Annotated in this window: 14 protein-coding genes; 7 read left to right on the top strand and 7 right to left on the bottom strand. The window is 45.1% G+C overall.

The genetic code is table 11. From position 1 onward, the window contains the following. Positions 1 to 34 precede the first annotated feature (34 nt). Positions 35 to 1,573, top strand: coding sequence for a DUF2306 domain-containing protein (locus ACEN2L_RS15305; RefSeq protein ID WP_441744965.1), 1,539 nt, complete (start codon positions 35 to 37; stop codon positions 1,571 to 1,573). A gap of 71 nt (positions 1,574 to 1,644) precedes the next feature. Continuing rightward, on the top strand, positions 1,645 to 3,315 hold the full coding sequence (locus ACEN2L_RS15300; RefSeq protein WP_441744963.1) for an AMP-binding protein: 1,671 nt from the start codon (positions 1,645 to 1,647) through the stop codon (positions 3,313 to 3,315). 192 nt (positions 3,316 to 3,507) lie between these two features. Here ACEN2L_RS15300 and ACEN2L_RS15295 read toward each other — a convergent pair whose 3' ends face one another. The 5 genes from ACEN2L_RS15295 to ACEN2L_RS15275 are packed head-to-tail and all read right to left on the bottom strand — an operon-like array spanning position 3,508 to position 9,061. After that, entirely contained in the window at positions 3,508 to 4,269 is a 762-nt protein-coding gene (locus tag ACEN2L_RS15295; RefSeq protein ID WP_441744961.1) for an SDR family oxidoreductase, read from the bottom strand. A 3-nt stretch (positions 4,270 to 4,272) separates the two neighbouring features. Then, on the bottom strand, positions 4,273 to 5,190 hold the full coding sequence (gene mmsB, locus ACEN2L_RS15290) for a 3-hydroxyisobutyrate dehydrogenase (RefSeq protein WP_441744959.1): 918 nt from the start codon (positions 5,188 to 5,190) through the stop codon (positions 4,273 to 4,275). 37 nt (positions 5,191 to 5,227) lie between these two features. Beyond that, a complete protein-coding gene (locus tag ACEN2L_RS15285; RefSeq protein WP_441744957.1) occupies positions 5,228 to 6,361 on the bottom strand; it encodes an enoyl-CoA hydratase/isomerase family protein in 1,134 nt (377 codons plus the stop codon). Between the two features lie 18 nt (positions 6,362 to 6,379). Next, complete coding sequence (locus tag ACEN2L_RS15280; protein ID WP_441744955.1) at positions 6,380 to 7,537, bottom strand: acyl-CoA dehydrogenase family protein; 1,158 nt, start codon at positions 7,535 to 7,537, stop codon at positions 6,380 to 6,382. 18 nt (positions 7,538 to 7,555) lie between these two features. Further along, positions 7,556 to 9,061, bottom strand: a complete 1,506-nt coding sequence (locus tag ACEN2L_RS15275) for a CoA-acylating methylmalonate-semialdehyde dehydrogenase (protein ID WP_441744953.1) — start codon at positions 9,059 to 9,061, stop codon at positions 7,556 to 7,558. 244 nt (positions 9,062 to 9,305) lie between these two features. Between ACEN2L_RS15275 and ACEN2L_RS15270 the strand changes: the two genes are divergently transcribed. The 3 genes from ACEN2L_RS15270 (at position 9,306) to ovoA (ending at position 14,681) form a co-directional block, all read left to right on the top strand. After that, on the top strand, positions 9,306 to 10,973 hold the full coding sequence (locus ACEN2L_RS15270; RefSeq protein ID WP_441744951.1) for a response regulator: 1,668 nt from the start codon (positions 9,306 to 9,308) through the stop codon (positions 10,971 to 10,973). Positions 10,974 to 11,272: 299 nt separating this feature from the next. Continuing rightward, complete coding sequence (locus ACEN2L_RS15265; protein WP_306021696.1) at positions 11,273 to 12,397, top strand: MalY/PatB family protein; 1,125 nt, start codon at positions 11,273 to 11,275, stop codon at positions 12,395 to 12,397. Between the two features lie 118 nt (positions 12,398 to 12,515). Beyond that, positions 12,516 to 14,681, top strand: coding sequence for a 5-histidylcysteine sulfoxide synthase (ovoA, locus tag ACEN2L_RS15260; RefSeq protein ID WP_441744949.1), 2,166 nt, complete (start codon positions 12,516 to 12,518; stop codon positions 14,679 to 14,681). Here ovoA and ACEN2L_RS15255 read toward each other — a convergent pair. Beyond that, a complete protein-coding gene (locus ACEN2L_RS15255; protein WP_441744947.1) occupies positions 14,670 to 15,797 on the bottom strand; it encodes an ADP-ribosylglycohydrolase family protein in 1,128 nt (375 codons plus the stop codon). The genes ovoA and ACEN2L_RS15255 overlap by 12 nt on opposite strands. A 241-nt stretch (positions 15,798 to 16,038) precedes the next feature. Here ACEN2L_RS15255 and nhaC point away from each other — a divergent pair, with 241 nt between their 5' ends. Beyond that, complete coding sequence (nhaC, locus tag ACEN2L_RS15250; protein ID WP_441744945.1) at positions 16,039 to 17,427, top strand: Na+/H+ antiporter NhaC; 1,389 nt, start codon at positions 16,039 to 16,041, stop codon at positions 17,425 to 17,427. Positions 17,428 to 17,466: 39 nt separating this feature from the next. On the opposite strand, the gene ACEN2L_RS15245 is transcribed toward nhaC, so the two are convergent. Continuing rightward, positions 17,467 to 18,615 (bottom strand): serine hydrolase domain-containing protein, encoded by a 1,149-nt coding sequence (locus tag ACEN2L_RS15245; RefSeq protein WP_441744943.1) that lies wholly within the window; start codon positions 18,613 to 18,615, stop codon positions 17,467 to 17,469. Positions 18,616 to 18,953: 338 nt separating this feature from the next. Between ACEN2L_RS15245 and ACEN2L_RS15240 the strand changes: the two genes are divergently transcribed. Continuing rightward, positions 18,954 to 19,550: a hypothetical protein gene (locus tag ACEN2L_RS15240; RefSeq protein ID WP_441744941.1), complete on the top strand. Its 597-nt coding sequence runs from the start codon at positions 18,954 to 18,956 to the stop codon at positions 19,548 to 19,550. Positions 19,551 to 19,607: the final 57 nt, after the last annotated feature.

Here is a 19,607-nt window from a genome sequence, read left to right as displayed (position 1 = left end):
CCTAATCACCTTTTTAAGAAAGTAGGAAAATATTATGAGTAATCAAGCCATTAATACTCTTAAACATTTTATTCGCACTAAACCTAAAACATTGAATGCTTGGATCCTGTTTTCCATGGCTCTCGCTTTTTATAGTTTTTTAGTGTGGGAAGCTGGTTATAAAATGTTGCCATATATCCATGATGAACAAGCCGTTCATGACACGGTAAAACGCATCGAGGCCGAAGGTGATCTTGGCGTCCCTTATGCCCAGGTCGCAAAGGAAGCGGCAGACGTTTATCCACTGTGGAATAACCTAACCGCCATGGTTACCGGAACCTATTTTGGTTATGGCAGCAATGGTAATTCGACTCAGGTGTTGTATTACAACTCTATGAAGCCTATTGAAAAATCTGTTCTCAGTTATCATATGGTGCTAGGCGGGATTTGTCTTATATTAGGAATATTGCAGTTTACGCCGAGTTTCAGAAAGAAATACCGAAAGGCACACCGCATGGTTGGCGGGATCTATATTATTGGTGTCTTTACGATGACTTTCGCCGCGATATATCACATGGTGCATACTGGTGTTGAGCACACCTATCAAGGATTTGCGTTCCACATCCAGCTTTGGGCTCTCGCAATCAGTACTATAATCTGCCAAATTCTCGCCATTTATCATATAAAAAAACGCAATATCGCCCTACACCTTGGTTTTCAATTATATACCTTTGTGGCCTTTCTAAATGCCCCCATTCAACGCTATGACTGGGCTTTCTTGGGCAATATATACCCTCATTTGACACAGGGTGAAGTGAACAACATGGTAAACATGATGACATTTTGGCAATGCCTAATGATCGGCTGCATGATATTTGCTTGGAACCGAGCCTCTTCTCCAATGCGCTCTAAACCTTTGGAAATTGCTCCTCAGCCAGTTGCCTTGAAAGTCTTCTTGTCTCTGGTTGGTGCGGTGGCCATTTGGACAGTCTTATCAACCTATTTGGGGGTGGCTGGCCTTGGTAGCTGGACAGCAGCTCGAGCCATTGTACCTGCGAGTACCTTAGCCGCTGACGCGATGCTGTATACCAACCATCCTCTGCTGACGACTATCTTTGCGGTGTTAATGGTCACGACGATTGCGTCGGGGCTTTGGCTCATGTTGCGCAATGAGGCGTCACGTTTGGCTCGTAATCTCTTTTACGTTTCCGCCATTTGGTGTGGTTTACAACAAGTCGTATGGGGATTCCAATTAGGAGAACCGTCCATGGCGGTCACCGCTGGCGGCGGTTTCTACATGGTATCAGGGGTATCGCTGTTAGCATTCGCTGCGCTTGCACTTTATCAACACGTTCGTGGCTACGAAAATAAGTGGCACGAGAGCATGATTTTCGCGGTCAACTTTGCCTTTGCGCCCGCTTTGGTCATTTGGGGAAATGCCTTTTGGTATATGTTGGATGTGATCCCTGAATACTATATCAACCGAGGTCACGGCTATGTTCTAGCCGTTGGTATTGCCGTTTTGATGCCATCATTTAATGGATTCATTGAAATGATGACCAGTCGAGAAACACAATCTCGCGTCATTAGCTAAACGTACATTAAATCAATATGACTGGCCTGACGTTGCTATGGCCAGTCATTTCTCTTTGGGAAAACACAACCATGTCTCATTTACACCTCACCCACTGGCCAGCCGGTATACCAAAAGAGCTGCCTCCTGCGACACAAACATTCGATGATAACTTGCGTAACACAAGTAATAAGTATCCGGACAAAGCTGCTTTGATTTTTTACGGTGCCGTCACAACCTATGCAGAGCTTGATGCCAAGGTAACGGCGATTGCTGGTTATTTGCAATCTACATGCGGTGTTACCAAGGGCAGTCGTATTGGTGTCTATATGCAAAACTCGCCACAATATGTGGCTGCATTTTATGGCATTATCAGAGCTGGCGGTGTCGTTGTACCAATTAATGCCATGCATCGATCTGAGGAATTAGCCTACATTTGCAAAGACGCAAGCATCAGAACACTTTTCTGTGCTCAGGATTTAGTCGATAACCTCTCTGCCTTGCTCGCATCTGATACTCTCGATCATGTTATTGCCGCTCATTACGGTGCAGAACTCCCATCGTCACCCAGTGTCGAAGTTCCACCCATAGTAAAAGCCCCGTTCAATGAAAACCTACCTAAACCGATCATCAACTGGACAGATGTCATTCGCATCGATCAACCTTTTACCAAGGTAGAACTGTCAGTAACGGATCCGCTGGCTATTCCTTATACATCAGGTTCAACAGGAAAAGGCAAAGGCTGCCAACATACTCACCTTTCTGCTCAACACGCACTCAGCAGTATTATTTATTGGTTTTCTTATCAGGGTAATGAAGTGCACTTAGGTGCCACTCCCATGTTTCATATTGTCGGACTGCAAGGCATCATGAACGTATCCATTGCAACGGGTGCGACAAACGTCATCATGTCTCGCTGGGATCGAGAAGCTGCCGCCTATCTCATTGAAAAATACCAAGTAACTACTTGGTGCACCGTCCCCACGGCTGTTATTGACCTGCTCAACACACCAGAACTGACAGCTGACAGCCTTGCTAGTCTTCGCTGTATTTATGGTGGCGGCAGCGCTATGCCAAATGCCATTGCAAAACGTTTGAATACACTTACAGGACTAACGTTTATCGAAGTATATGGCATGACTGAAACCATGGGACCAGTCACACATAACCCGCTACACAACCCCAAAGCTGGTAGTGTTGGTATCCCCGTTATGAACACAGAGGTTCAGTTGTTCGATTCAGATACCAAGCAACCAGTGTCCCAAGGAGAAGTAGGAGAAATTATCGTACATGGCCCTCAAGTAATGCAGAGTTATTGGCAAAACCCTAATGCGAATATCGAAGCCTTTATCACAGTTAATAATAAGAAATATTTAAGAACCGGAGACCTGGCTATTATGGACGAACAAGGATATATCCGGATCGTGGATCGCTTAAAGAGAATGATCAACGCATCTGGGTATAAGGTTTGGCCGGCTGAAGTTGAAGCTCACCTTTATCATCATCCCGCGATTGAAGAAGTTTGTGTCATTGGTTCAAAGGATGATTACAGAGGGGAAAACGTGAAAGCCATCGCTGTACTCAAGCCGAACACTCAGCTAGACATCAAAGCGCTGTCTATATGGGCGCAAGAGCACATGGCAGCTTACAAAATCCCACGTATCTTAGAAGTGGTCGATATATTGCCAAAATCGGCGGCGGGTAAAGTGCTTTGGCAAACCTTGCAAGCCAATGAAAATGCTAAACACAACTCGTTAAATTAGTTCGCCTCAATCTGGCACACTATTCAAAAAGATGAGAGAAAATAAGACCTGTGTTATCGCAGGTCTTATGCAAAGCCTTGGATGACTTAAAACAAACCTGCAGCGTCTATACCGCCAAGTAATTTAGCACCGCTTAATGCAGTCTTTATCGCGTCGCTGGGCATTTTGTTTCAATGACTCTGCGCCGATATTTTACACCCGAGTCCCGCCGTCCAGCTCCAAAGTACGGCCAGTAAAGTAGTCGTTTTCAAAGATAAACTTTGCGGCATGAGCGAGTTCTTTTACATCGGCCAAACGTCCGGCAGGCACGCTTTTAATAAATAGCTCGCGCATTTCGGGGCGCATTTGTTGCGCCATGGCAGTATCTACCAAGCCTGGAGCAATACAACCGGTGCGGATACCAAAACGGGCTAATTCTTTACCCCAACTGACCGTCATGGTGGCTACTGCTGCTTTAGAGGCCGAATAATTGGTTTGCCCCATATTGCCAGCACGAGATACCGAAGACAGGTTAATGATTACCCCTGTGCTTTTGCTTTCAACCATTTGCGCTGCTGCTTCACGGCTGCATAAAAAGGTACCAGTGACATTCACGTCAAGCACCGATTGAAACTGCTGACGGGACATTTTATCCACCACTTTGCCTTCTTTCACTTTAAGCAACATGCCATCGCGCATGATGCCTGCGCTATTGATTAAGCCATTTAGCTGACCAAATTCGGCGATAATCGCGGCAAAAGTGCTTTCTACTTGGGCTTCGTCTGTCACGTTCACCACAAAGCCTTTGGCTTTTACGCCTAATACAGCCAGTTCTGCGGCAGTGGCGTCAAGTGCTTCAGCCTGCATATCGAGTAACGCGATATGGGCACCTTGAGCGGCAAACTCTAAAGCCATAGCCTTACCAAGGCCTTGGGCAGCGCCTGTAATGGCGATAACAGAATCTTTTAATTGCATGGTTTAACTCTTTTTAGATGGGTTAGAAAATAAAGTAAAAATACTGGAAAAATCGAGCTTGCCCTTACCCTGTTCGCTGTGCTTGGTATATAAGCGCTGGGCAAGTTCACCCATGGGGGTAACTGAGTGGCTTTTTGCCGCGGTATCCATGGCCAAGCCTAAGTCTTTTTTCATAAGGTCAACCATAAAGCCACCCTCGTAACCATTGGAAGAGGGCACATTTGGCATGACATTTGGGCAAGGGTTATAAAGCTCTAGTGTCCAGTTACGTCCTGAACTTTGCAGCATAATGTCTGACACCACTTTGGGATCAAGCCCGTTATCAATGGCTAATTGCAATGCTTCAGAGGTGCCCGCCATCAGCACCGACAGCAACATGTTATTGCATATTTTAGCGGTTTGACCTGCCCCTAAGGGACCGGCGTGAAAAATGTTTTTTCCCATTTTATCCAGCACTAGGGTGGCTCGTTCAAAATCGTCTTTTTCACCTCCTACAATGAAGGTCAACGTGCCGGCAGTTGCACCACCCACACCACCAGAGACAGGTGCATCAATAAAAGCGATAGACTCTTTCGCCAATGCGTTGCCGACTTTTTGTGCGGTTGCTGTATCAATCGTGCTTGAATCGATAACCAAACAATCTTTGGGTAATACACTGATCAAACCTTGCTGCTTGTCATCGCCCAAAAACAAGGCCTCAACGTGTTTTCCGGCAGGTAACATCGAGATAACGACATCAACGTCTTTCACTGCATCTATTGCCGTTGCTGCACTGCTGGCGCCTTTTTCAACTAAGGTATCTACCGCTTGTGGCATGAGGTCAAAAACCGTCACATTAAATTTTGCTTTGAGTAAATTGATGGCCATGGGGCCACCCATATTACCTAAACCGATAAACGCGACTTTTAGTGCAAATTGCATACTTGCTCACCTTCTTTGGTTGGTTTACGGAACAAAATTAAGCTTGACCGAGCAGCGCTAAAGGGTGTTGCTCTGGCGACCAAGGTGACATAAAAAATCCATCAATAGTGTGTTTGGGCACGGTGGCAAGCTCGGTATAAAGCCACTTTGGAAGGTTGTCTTTATCTACCAACAACGCTCTTACGCCTTCTTGAAATTCGCCCACTGTGCCGCAGTGACAAGACATCACCAACTCCATTTTAAAACATTCAGCCAAGGGCAAATCAGCGCCACGTGCAAGTTGTTCAAACACCAAGTGTTTAGTGATGTTTGAGCCTGCTTGCAACGTTTTTTGCGCTTTACCAAGCCAAGGGTCTTGTACCTCGTGCTGCGCTAAAATTAGCTGCTGTGCATTAACCACATCAGTGCACGAAGCCAGTGAATCGCATAGCGATACGTAGTTAACCAGGTTTGCGCTTGGTAAAATATTGGTATCTTCAAAACCATCACACAAGGTGTCGAGTAATTCATGGTTGGCTTGCTGCTGCGCTTGCCAATCGACTGTTTGTAGCTTTTCTAAAAATTCAGCTTTGCAAGCATGAGGAATAACAAAATCGGCCAGGTGGCAATACAGGGCGTCGGCAGCGTTAATACTGGCACCGGTTAAACCTAAAAATAGGCCACAACCTGCTGGCATCTTATTTAAAAAGTAACTACCACCGACATCAGGATACAAGCCAATACTGATTTCGGGCATGGCTATACGCGAAGTTTCCGTCACAATACGATGACTGGCACCACTCATTAAACCTAAGCCGCCCCCCATCACGATTCCATTACCCCACACCAAAAAAGGCTTAGTGAAACTATGGATTAGATAGTCAAGTTGATACTCAGTGGTAAAAAAGTGCTGTAAAGCGGCAGGCGCTTGACCGCTGTGATTAGCCGCCATCGCATGATGCATCGCCACCACATCTCCACCGGCACACAAGGCTTTATCAAGTTGGCTATCAAGCACTACCATGCAAATTTTAGGATCTGCCTGCCAAGCTTGTAACTGCGGATTGAGTAAATCAATCATGTCTTGATCCAAGGCGTTTAAAGCCTTAGGTTTATTCAATGTTGCAAGACCAATCAAATACCCATTTTGAGCTGGCAATAGGCTGAATAAGACTTTTTGTTGTTCTATCATTGAAACGTTTACTCCATATTAAAGAATATCGCCGGCACCTGCAGTCAATAGTCTACGACCAATTATCATACGCATGATCTCGTTGGTACCTTCTAGAATTTGATGCACGCGCACATCCCGCATGTACCGTTCAAGCGGGTATTCTTTAATATAACCATATCCACCATGAATTTGCAGGGCTTGATTACATACCTCAAATCCTACATCTGTAGCGAAGCGTTTTGCCATGGCGCAATAGGCGCTGCATTCTGAGTCTTGTTGATCAAGTTTAAAAGCCGCCAGTCTCACCATCTGCCGCGCCGCCACAAGCTCCGTGGCCATATCGGCTAACTTAAATTGCAAAGCCTGAAAAGCCGCCAAGGGTTTGCCAAATTGCGTGCGCTCTTGCATATAGTTTTTAGCGGTATTGAGCGCTTGCTGCGCTGTGCCAATTGAACAAGTCGCAATATTAATACGTCCACCGTCTAGGCCTTTCATGGCAAAAGTAAAACCTTGCCCTTCTTCACCTAATAAATGATCGCGAGGAATACGCACCTCTTCAAAGGTAATCAAGCGGGTGGGTTGGGCGTTCCAGCCCATTTTTTCTTCCGCTTTGCCATAAATAACGCCTTTCGTGTTTGCCGGTACGATAAAAGCCGAAATACCCTTAGCGCCCGCTTCACCGGTGCGCGCCATTACCACCAGTATTTCCGTTTCACCCGCGCCAGAAATAAACATTTTCGAGCCGTTTAACACATAGCTGTCGCCATCTAGCTTTGCAGTTGAACGCATGGCCGCGGCATCAGAACCAGACCCCGGTTCAGTCAAACAATACGAGGCAAGGTGCTCGCCAGTCACCAAGCGGGGACAGTACTGCGCTTTGGCTTTTTGCGTACCCCAGGTTGCGATCATCCAAGTGGCCATATTATGAATGGTCATCATGGCTGTGGTGGCGGTACATCCCATGGCAAGTTGCTCAAAAATAATAGAGGAATCCAGCCGAGTTAACCCTAAACCACCAGCATCTTCAGGGGTGTAAAGTGAACAAAATCCCAGCTCTCCAGCCTTGTATATCGTCGCTTTAGGAAAAATATGCTCTTTATCCCACAAGGCCGCGTAAGGCGCTAACTCTTGGTCGGCAAATTGTTTTGCGGTTTGTGCAAAGGCGATTTGGTCATCAGTTAAGTTAAAATTCATGATTTTTACACTCCAAGCTTAACGCAACGAAATGGTCATATTGGGCACGTCTTTATTGGATGCCGCTTGGGCATCTTCATCAAACCAACGAGCGGTGACGGTTTTTGTTTCGGTGTAAAAACGGATGGCTTGTTTGCCGTAAGCATGTAAATCACCGTAGAAAGAGTTTTTCCAGCCGGTAAACGAGAAAAACGGTAGAGGCACAGGAATAGGCACGTTAATACCCACTTGACCTACCTCAATGTCATGTTGATATTTACGCGCAGCAGCGCCGCTATTGGTAAAAATGGAGGTGCCATTGCCATAGGGATTTCGGTTCACCAGCGCAATCGCTTCATCAAGGGTGTCAACTGACATACAGCACAGCACAGGGCCAAAAATTTCTTGCTGATAGATGGCCATTGTTTCGTCTACATTGGTGAAAACCGTCGGGCCAACCCAGTTACCTGCTTCATAGCCTGGTAAACTAAATTCAGAGCCATCAACCAAACATTCAGCGCCCTGCTGTTTACCTTGTTGAATAAGAGCCAAAACCCGTTGTTTGGCCTGCGGACTGATAAGTGGACCAAAACCGGCGTTAGCATCATCCCATAAGCCAGGTTTAACGGCTTTGATTAACTCAGCGAGTTCAGGGATCCAATCTTTGGCCTCACCCACAAACACTGCTACTGAAATAGCCATACAGCGCTGACCTGCCGCCCCTACTGAAGCGCCGACTAGATTATTCAATACTTGCGTTTTATTAGCGTCTGGCATTATTACCGAGTGATTTTTAGCGCCGGCAAAACACTGTGCACGTTTCATATTGTCGGTAGCAGTTTTATAAATATGTTGGCCAACCGGCACGGAGCCCACAAACGAGACCGCTCGTACTTCAGGCTCAGCCAGTAGCTTATTGACCTGCTCTTTACCGCCATGGATCACGTTTAACACGCCCTTTGGAGCGCCAGCTTGCATAAACAACTCAGCCAATTTCATGGGCGTAAGGGGGTCTTGTTCGGAAGGTTTTAAAATAAAGGTATTGCCACAGGCTATGGCCAGAGGAAACATCCATAATGGGATCATGGCCGGAAAATTAAAAGGCGTAATACCCAAACACACACCCAAGGGTTGAATATAGCTGTAAGTGTCGATGCCCCGCGCGACATTTTCGGCGGTTTCACCCATCATTAAAGACGGTACATTCATCGCCTGTTCAACCACTTCAATGCCGCGCCACACATCCCCTTTAGCATCCGCCAAGGTTTTACCGGTTTCCTGGCTCAAAATAGTGGCTATTTCATCATGATGCTCTTTAAGTAACTGCTGATAACGCATCATCACTCGCGCTCTTTCTGGTGCGGGTACTTCACGCCACGTTAAAAAAGCCTGTTTTGCCGCAGCAATAGCGGCGGCTATTTCGTCATCGGTTGCACACGGCGCCTTGGCAATGACAGCGTTATTATTGGGATTGGTGACGTCGATAAATTGAGTGGTAAGAGAGGCAATGAAATCGCCATTAATGAGCAGTGGAACAGTATGCATACTTATCCTTACAGAAAAGTGAGACGCAAAAACGCGCTTTATGTTAAAAATCTGTAAGCAACTCTAACAAACTTTGTCACCTTTACGTTAACGTTAAGTGTCATTTGTAAACGCACTCACTGCCAACTTCTGTATACAGGTTGTGATATTTCACACCTAGGATTAAATCGATATAACATTCAACTAGATAAAGCGTGCTAGCCTGATATGCTTGTGAACATGAAAGGATTTTTTCACGCTAACTATGTTGCCTAAAAATTTAAACGTAGCAGTAGTCGAAGATAACGAATTAGCGCGTTCCAATATCCGCAATCATTTGTTGGATATGGGCTTTTCTGATATTGCTAGCTTCACTAATGGCCGAGAATTAAAAGCTAATCTTAAATTCCGTCACTTTGACATTCTGCTGATGGACTATCATCTTGGACAAAATAAAAACGGCGTAGAGGTGGTGCAAGAATTACGTCATCTAAAACTCCTTAAACACGCTACTTGCCTGATGTTTATCACCGCTGACCGCCTACCTCTGATTATTGGGCAAATTGTCGACATTCAGCCAGAGGCTCTCATTGTCAAGCCTTACACCATTGGCAACTTTTCAAAAAGCGTGAGTGCCTGCGTAAAACTGCATCTATTTTTACTACCCATTTATCAGTTGATGGATCAAAACCGATTAGAACAAGCCTTAGATGTGGCAGAAACCTTGTGTGAAGCCAACCAAGATCTGCGCAAACTCAATCCGTTGATTAAATTAAAGGCACGCATTTTAACAAAGCTAGAACGCTACAGTCAGGCAACCGCCCTTTACCGAGAAGTGCTACAAGGCTCAAATAAAGTCATGTGGGCCAAATGGGGCTTAATTCAAAATCTGTTTCTTGATAATCACATTCAAGAAAGCCAGAGCTTGTTACACGAGTTAACCAAAGCACAACTGACGAGCAATCGAGCCAGCGAATGGTTGGCTCGCATTAGCCTTGATGCAAATCAATACAGCCGAGCAGAGTCTTACATGCAGCAAATCCGTGAGGGCGACTTGTCGCTCTCTGCCACCCGTTTGAAAGCCTTTATTTATCAAGGTTTAGAACGTGGCAAAGAGGCAATTGCCCTGCTTGAACGCAAGCGCGAATCTAACCGCAGTGTGCGCGAACGATTCGAAGAAATCACCCTTGATTTAGCTCGCTGTTATTTGTTTGAAGCCGAAGAAAGAGCCAGTAATGAAAGGGCGAACGATCTCAATATCGCTAAGGCGCTGGTGGGATCTGTAGGGCGAAGAAGCATTGATGGACGGTTGGCTATTCAAAAAAATTATATGTTTGCCACCATTGCTCAGCTTGAGGGTAATCAAGACAAAGTCAAAGAAATCTTAGACCGCCCCGGCATGGAAAATTTATTGGATGCCGAAATCTCGACTCTGTTTGATGCCATCAATATCAATTACGCCTTAGGCAAACCAGAAAGAGCTCAGCACTTACTCGAACTGAGCTATTTGAAGCAGCGAGAAAATGAAGAAGGTAACGACAAAGCCGTCAGTAAAATACTGCTGGTCAAAAATCAAGAGGTCATAGAAGAGCGTAAACCTAAAGCCCTTGAAATCAACAAATATGGCTTAGAGAAATACGCGGCAAAAAACTATGTTGCAGCACTAAAAGACTTCTATCGGGCGTATACCTTATTCCCGCGGGAAATAGCCTTTAGCTTGAACATATTGCAAAGTTTAGTAGAAGCGCAAATTGAGCAATTTAAAGAAATATCCTTACAAGAGCTATTAGACGAGTTGTTGAACCGCCGGCTCAACGGCGGCAACAAAAAACGCTTAGAGGATATCGTGCTAAACCTACATAGAAAGCAAAAAGCAGCTGATAAAATCTCTCAACAACATGAGCCAAACTCCCCCCCTGCCCCTGCAAACTAAGTTTACTTCAAGGGCTAAGCCCTCCCGTGATGTTTAGGGCCTGCTGATCTTTGGTGTACGATTTTGCTCAATATGCAAGCATTTTAATCGCGAAACAGTCCAGCTGGCCTAGTGTATAAAACCGATTTTATTTGTTTAAGCATTGCAATATCCCACTCACATTGCAAAGCAAGTATGTAATATTCCCACAAGTTCTTGGGTTATGCTGACTTGTGTTTTAACCTAAAGCAAAGATAAGCAGCAAGGGACTAAATTGCCCTTAACTGCATGCAGTTAATATAATTTTTCAAGGACACAATATGAATTTCAGTGATAAACCGGATCGCAGTTGGTCAAAAGCCTATAAGTGGGAAAAGTACAAAGGCACTGACATTCTGCCCATGTGGATTGCCGATACTGAATTTCGCTGTGCTGAGCCTATTTTGTCCGCCTTGCATGCCCGCATAGAAGATGGTTTATTGGGTTATACCCTGCCCGCCCACGATACCGATGCTATTGAAGCTGTTGTGGCTTGGTGTCAGCGCCAATACAACTGGAAAATTCACCCCAGTTGGATAGTGTGGACACCTGGTGTAGTACCGGCCTTTAATGTTGCTATTAAAGCGTATTGTCAAGCCGGCGACACAGTGATAGTACAAACCCCCAATTACCCTCCATTACTGGCGGCACCGGCGATTAACAACCTTAATCGGGTCTGTGTTGATACCGTAGAAGTTAATGGCCGCTGGACACTTGATTTTGAGGCCTTAGAACAAGCCGCCGCAGATCCTAAAGCCACGCTGTTTATTATGTGTAACCCGATGAATCCTGTGGGTTCGGTATTGAGTCAAGATGAACTCGATAGGGTCGCGACAATCTGCAGAAAGCATAATGTTATGCTGTGCTCTGATGAAATTCATTGCGACCTAATTTTAGACGATGTGCCTCATTTGCCGGCCAGTGCGCATACCGAGCTAGCAGAACATTCAGTAACGTTAATGGCCGCCAGTAAAACCTTTAATGTGGCTGGTTTGGGTACGTCTTTTGCGATTATTCCCAATGGCAAGTTACGAGCCGCCTTTAATCATGAAACGCGGGGCATTGTTCCATGGGTAACGGTGACCGGTCTTGCGGCAACCAATGCGGCATTTAGACATTGTGATGAATGGCACCAGCAAGAACTGGCCTACCTAAAAGACAATCGCGATTATTTGCTTGGTGAAATAAATAAAATACCCGGACTTAAAGCTATCGCCCCCGCCGCAACGTTTTTATTGTGGGTTGATGCCAGTGGCTTGAATGTTGAAGACACGCAAAAGTGGTGCGAAGCTAAGGGCATTGGCCCATCACCCGGCAGAGACTTTGGTGCAAAAGATTTTTTTCGCTTGAATTTTGGTTGCTCGCGAGATTATTTAGTCCAAGCCATAGAAAAACTGAAAGCTTAACCGTCAGCGATTGCTTTGTTATGGTTGAGTGTATGCAAAAAAAGTAAAAAAGTTTGAATCTGCATAGCATACCAACGCGTATGAGGGTGCAATGAAACGTAAAGGAAGCTGTTCAACCATGACATTACCCATACAAACCGCTCAGAAAACGTTAGCTAATATCCATTCAAGCGTTAGCAGCGAAAGAGCGTTACGCAGGATGCCCAAGCTGAACGCAAGCGCCGCAGAGGATAAACGCACAGAGATTGCCCGCTATTTTACGAATACCTTTGACACCTATACACAACTGTTTGATTGTTTAGTTGACGATGCAGGCTTTTACCAAAAACCCATTTTTTTGCGTCATCCTCTTATTTTTTATTTTGGCCACACCGCGACTTTTTTCATCAACAAACTGCTGTTAGCAAATTTGATAAACGACAGAATTGATCCCCACATGGAGTCAGTATTTGCAGTGGGTGTTGATGAAATGAGTTGGGATGATTTGTCAGAGGAAAGTTACCAATGGCCGACGGTCAATGAGGTAAAAAATTATCGCGCCGCCGTGCGCGCTCGTGTGGTGCAACTGATTGAATCCTTACCATTGAGTTTGCCCATCAATTGGCAAAGCCCGTGGTGGCCAATCGTTATGGGCATTGAGCACGAACGTATTCATCTTGAAACCTCTACAGTACTTATTCGTCAACATGAACTGAGTAAAGTGCAAAAACTGCCACAGTGGCCTATTTGCCCCGACACAGGTTTAGCGCCTGCCAATAAACTGATTACTGTAGCCGCTGGCACAGTCAAAATAGGTAAAGACGTAGATGATGCCTATTATGGCTGGGACAATGAATATGGCCATCACCAAGCCGAAATTGCAGAGTTTAAAGCCAGTCAGTATCTAGTCAGCAATCAAGAGTTTCTGGAGTTTGTTGAGGACGGCGGTTATGAAAAACCCCAGTTTTGGAGCGAAGAAGGCAACGCTTGGCGACAGTTTACTCAAGCTAAACATCCCACGTTTTGGCGTTGGCACAACGGCTGGCGCTTACGTTTAATGACCGAAGAAATTGACATGGCGTGGGACTGGCCTGCAGAAGTTAACTACCTTGAAGCAAAAGCCTTTTGTGAGTGGAAAGCACAACAAACAGGTCTAAATATTCGTATGCCCACCGAAGATGAATGGTATCAGCTATGTGCCGAGGCCGGTGTTGAAGAACTCAATAACAAAGCAGCCAATGCGAATTTGCACTTAGACCATTATGCTTCGAGTTGTCCGGTAAACCGATTTCAACATGGCCAGTGGTTTGATGTAGTAGGCAACGTATGGCAATGGACTGAAACACCTATTTACCCCTTCGATAATTTTAACGTACACCCGCTGTACGATGATTTCACCACCCCTACTTTTGATGGCAAACATAATATTATCAAAGGCGGCTCTTGGATCTCAGCAGGCAATGAAGCCAGATTATCGGCCCGCTACGCCTTTAGACGTCACTTTTTTCAGCACGCTGGATTTCGTTATGTTGCTGCTGACGGTGAAGTAACAGCGCCGCATGCCTATTATGAAAGCGATCAATTATTGTCAGAATATGCTGAGTTTCATTTTGGTGATACCTGGTATGGCGTAGAAAACTTTCCAAAAGCGTTGGCCGATATTGCTTTAAACGCACTCAAAGATAAACCCAAAGCCAAGGCACTTGATTTGGGTTGTGCATGTGGTCGCGCTAGTTTTGAGCTGGCTCGTGAGTTTGAACAAGTAGAAGGGATCGACTTTTCCGCTAACTTCACTCGCTTAGCCACTCAAATGGCGCAACAAGGTAAGGTACGATATGCCCGCGCCGAAGAGGGCGACTTGGTGAGCTACCATACTCGTACCTTAGAAAACTTAGGGCTAGCAGATACCGCTTCGCGCGTTGCGTTTTATCAAGGTGATGCCTGTAACTTAAAACCGCAATACAGCGGCTACGACTTAGTATTAGCCGCGAACTTGATTGATCGACTCTATCAACCTCGTCGCTTTTTACAGGATATAGCTGAGCGTATTAACGATGGCGGCTTACTGATTATTGCCTCACCCTACACGTGGTTAGAAGCACATACACCCAAAGAAGAGTGGATTGGCGGTTTCAAAAAGGACGGCGAAAATTACAGCACCTTAGATGGCCTCAAAGACCATCTAGCAAGCCACTTTACATTGGTAGGCGACGCGCAAAAGGTGCCCTTTGTTATTCGTGAAACCCAACATAAGTTTCAGCATACCTTGTCTGAACTGACTATTTGGCAGCGCTTACCTCGTTAACTTAGCAGGTTCGAGCAAAGCGCTAATTTCTTGATTAATCTGAGTGTGGTCTTGCAGTTGAGTAAAGTAACTGCTGGCCACCTTTTGATTGTTCAGACCAAGTAACGCGCCTAGAACCATACCACGGTGGACATTGTCGCCGCCTACATGAGTATTCACCCGCAAAGCTTGCCAAGGGTCGTTTACATATTTATACGCAAAGTACAGCACTACCGGCCACGAGTCTGAAATATAACACGCCCGCGAAAAGAGTTGCCCGACCACTTGATGATCAGGCAAGTTGCGCTTTATCAGCTTTTCTAAGTCAAACTTGGCAGCCCCTTTACTGGCCGTTATCAGCAAGGCTTTGATCTGTGCTTCATCGGGCCCCTCCATCAAACAACACAGCAGTTGCACGTAGTCATCACACACGCGCATCAACGTTTCATCAGGATGGGTCAAGGCCAGATGAGCTCGACACGTTACTTTTATCCCTGCCGTGCTGCACTTTCTCAATCGCTCTGAAAATACCAGTGGGGCAATACTGACTAGGGCACCAATCGAGGCGGTATCATGAGTTTGCATGGCACAATTTTCAGGCTTGCGACCCTTGGCTAAATTAGCAAAAAATCCACGGTGGTAAGATTCTGCATAGGTGTCAGGGTGGGCGGCAGGGTGGGCGGTCATAAAGGCAATGTAAGCTTCGGCAAATGCCTGACGATCATACCCTTGAGTTGAAGATGCTAGGGTGCGCATGAGCAATCGAGCACAATGGGCATTGAGTGTATTGTCACCCGCTTGCATGCCTTGGTGGTAATGCACATTCGGTTTGTCCCAAAACTGCGCTTTATCTTGCAATATGATGTCGCCAACAACTTGTGGTAACTGTTTTGGAGACGAGTCGCCCTTAGCACCTGCCACAGTCACTCGCCCACCTGAGCTTTTGGAATGCAAAGACATAATAGACGAAGGATGAAAATCAGGCGGGGTTTCAAAACCTTGGATACCTCCATTAAATGCTCGATCTATCTCCATGGGCTGATAATACCAATGCACCGGCATAGCTAGGGCGTCTGCAATAAAACTGGTCTTGAGCGAAGACTCAATTCGAAGTAACACAGAAGAACATAAGGTCATAAAACAGCTCCCAGCACCGAGTTAAAAGGGGCTTTAATCTAAATAAAAACCGCGATTGACTCAGTGGACACGTCGATAAAAGTACGAATATGGTACTTATTCTGATTGGCTTGCTATTTAGACCAACTAAAATAAAAATGGCGGCATATTTATTTTATCAAGTCTACTGCTAAGTGTTTTCAGCGGTATAACGACGCTGCTATGCTAGGCGTAACTCTTATTTTGTGTGTGCTGTTTCACTATGTCTGAACTACCCCGCGCCCCCAGTTTTTTGCAATCACTGATTTGTTTTAGCGTCATAATTTTGATGATTGCCGGTGGACTTTTTGGCCTTGAGATCAGTTTGCACACTTTGATGTTTTTATGTCTTTTGTGGGTAGGTATTAACGCCTTTAGTTTAGGCTACGGATACTTGTCCATCCGTGAGCTGATGAATAATGCGCTTACCCGAGCGCTTCCCGCTATCTATATTTTTATTTTAATTGGAATGGTGATTGCCAGCTTTATGCACAGTGGCACTATCGCTACGCTAATTTACTATGGACTAAGCTGGCTCAGCCCGACTTTGTTTTTGCCCATAGGCTTACTGCTATGTGCCTTGATGTCTGTTGCAACCGGCACATCATGGGGTACGGTGGGCACCTTAGGTGTGGTGTTGATCGGCATTGGTTCAACCATGAATATTCCCTTGCCCTTAGTCGCTGGCATGATAGTGTGCGGCGCGACCTTTGGCGATAAAATGTCACCTATTTCAGATACCACAAACCTTGCTGCCATGAGTGCAGGTACGGATTTATATCGGCACATTTACGCCATGCTGTTCACCACTATCCCGTCATTTCTGCTGACCTTAGTCATATTTATAGGGATTGGATTTAATTACAGCGAACAAGGTATTGAACTGATCGAAATTGCCGCGATCCAAACAGCCTTGAGTCACACCTATCAACTTGCCCCACTTGTTACCTTGCTGCCGCTTATTTTGTTAGCGGTATTAAGTATTCGAAAAGTACCCGCAGAAGTGACAATGTCGTGCAGCATTTTGCTCGCGGTAAGCATCGCTATCTTTTATCAAAGTGAAAGCCCCATAACGGTACTGAATGCATTGTGGCAAAATAGCCCGCAAAGCACCGGCGTCACTAATTTAGATGCCCTCTTGGGGCGCGGTGGCATCAGTAGCATGAGCTGGACCTTGTTATTGGCGTTGATGGCCATCGCGCTGGGCGGAATGTTACACGGCGCGGGTTTTCTCACTGCCCTATTGGCGGGTATTATTAAACGGGTAAAACGCAGCGCAAGCCTTGTGGCAACAACCATCATGTCGGGCTTTCTAGGGAATCTGGCGATGGGCGAGGCCTATATTTCAATTATTCTTAATTGCCAACTATTCAAACCCAAATATGAACAACAACAACTCGACAGTGCGGTGCTATCACGTTCAGTTGAAGAAGGCTCTACCTTGACTACCGGGCTTATTCCATGGACCACCGCAGGGGCATTTTATACGGCGACTTTAGGTGTGGATGTGCTCGATTTTGCACCCTATGCGTTTTTTAACTACCTCAGTGCCATTGTTGCTGTGGCCATGGCGGCTTTAGGCATTGGCCTACTGAAATCAAAAAACAAGTAAGCTTAAGTGGGGCAACTTCACCACTAATTTTAAAATAGATTAATGGTGATTATGGTAAAAACTCAGGGTTTTTAAGGCCAGCAAAAATACATTCGCACTTTTATCGCCATTCACGTTTTTCACTACAGTCACAGCACGAGCATGCTCTGTACACAGTATTAGCATCGTCGTGCCGCCCATACTGCCACCTGAATGCATTACCACGTGTGGCATAGTATTCATCATCGATTGCAGTTCTTTTGCTTGATACGCTTTGTTTTGTTTGAGCGGCTCAAACCCTATTTGCCAACCAACGCCAAAATTAACCTCTGAGCCATCCTGCAGTATCGCTTTTTTGAACATCAGGTTAGTGGTTGTGGCAGATAAATAGGTTTCATCAAGTTGGGAAACGGCAAAGCGCACAACATCCGAAGGCGTCGCGATAAAACCTCCGCCAGCCCATTTGTAACTATGATCAGTTTGCGGTGAATTGAGCAACTGTCCTTGATAAAAGCTATAGGGCCGGGCGCGGTGCGCAATAATGGGATATTGTTCATCAAATACCGTGTCTTGCAACTTTAGTGGCTCAAATACTTCTTGTTGCATGATTTGCTGAAAATTGCGCTGTTTGTCGGCTCCTTCCATAGCAGCGCTGACTAAAGTCCAACCGAAGGTGGTGTATTGATGCTGAGTGCCTGGCGTAAATAGCAAAGGCTCGTCTTTGAATAAGGCCAAGGCGCTTTTGATATCACTAAACGCTTGATTCAGTAAAAACTCATCAGCCCCTTGTTTATAGTGGCGCACACCTGAGGTATGGGCTGCTAATTGGCGTAAGGTAATTGTAGGATGAAAGTCAGGCCAAAAAGGCGTGTATTGGGTAACGGGAGCATCAAGATCAATTTTGCTTTGTTCAACCATGCGCATCATAGCAGCAGCGGTCATCACCTTTGCAACACTGCCAATGCGTAATTTATGCAGTGGGCTCATAGGGACTTTATTTTCCAAATCAGCGTAGCCAAACCCTTCGGCCCAAATCACCCCCGTTTTATCAGCAACTGCCACACTGATACCTGGCACAGTGTCACTGGCTACTGCATCGATAAACATATTTCGAACAGAGTTTGGATTGACGGATTCTTTTGCAAAACTGGCGTGACTCCCAAACAAAAAACCAAGAACGATTAGAGAGTTAAAATACGTTTTAAGCATGTGAAGGCTATTGGGTTCAAATAAGCGTAAGGTAATGTTACCCGGTAATATTCTGCCGATGAAGCTTTTGTTTAAATCTGTATCAAAAACGTTACATCCCACAAATTAACTGTACATTTATCACTCACATTGTTCAAAAAATGACTTGCCATTCGCTTTAAGATTGTTATAAATGGTATGGACACTTTTATTCTCGTGTTCATATACAAATAATAAATTGACAGAAACTTAACAATTTAATGCAGTCTCATGAACTCTAAGCCTCGTTGGTTTGAGGCGTTTCATTAGTTTAAATTGCAGGTTAAAAATACTACCTCAATAATAAAAATGGAGTTTACATGAAGCTACTTAAACACCTCGTCCTGGCTGCTTGCCTATTAACAAGCAGCATCGCCAACGCAAGTCTCATGTTTTGGCTAGAACCCTCTCAACAGACCAACTTAAATCCAGGTGACAATATATCAATGACACTCATGGTTGATGGATTAGGAAGTTATGCTCCTGATTCTCTAAGTGCATTTGACATAGACCTTTCCTTTGACAAAAGTGTTTTAGAATTTACTAGCTATTCACTTTTTGACTTTTTAGGCGAGGTCGGCTTCGATGCTTTTGACTTCAGTCTTGGCTTGAACATTGATGAAAACGCATTAAGTTTGTATGTAATCAGTATTTTATTGCCAGAACAATTAGATGCCCTTCAACCAAGTATGTTTGCCTTAGCTGAAATATTTTTTAATGTTATTTCAACGACTTCAGGAGAAAGCTCTGACGTGTCTTTAACTGTATGGGACGCAACTAATACCGCCAACGGTTTATCTTTTGATTTAACAGACGCAACAATTACTGATGCTACGGTAACGGTTCCTGCACCAGCCTCTCTATTCTTTTTCGGTCTCGCAATGATTGCGTTGTTGACGAGAAAAAAATACGTTTAAAGTACTTAAGATCTCAAAACACGGATTAATCAACTGGCCAAATCAAGCAATGATTGC

It is taken from the genome of Flavobacterium sp. W21_SRS_FM6 (assembly GCF_052119645.1).
Classification (GTDB): Bacteria; Pseudomonadota; Gammaproteobacteria; order Enterobacterales; family Alteromonadaceae; genus Paraglaciecola.
The sequence above is the reverse complement of the archived record's forward strand: the minus strand, read 5'-3'. Positions and strand labels throughout refer to the sequence as shown.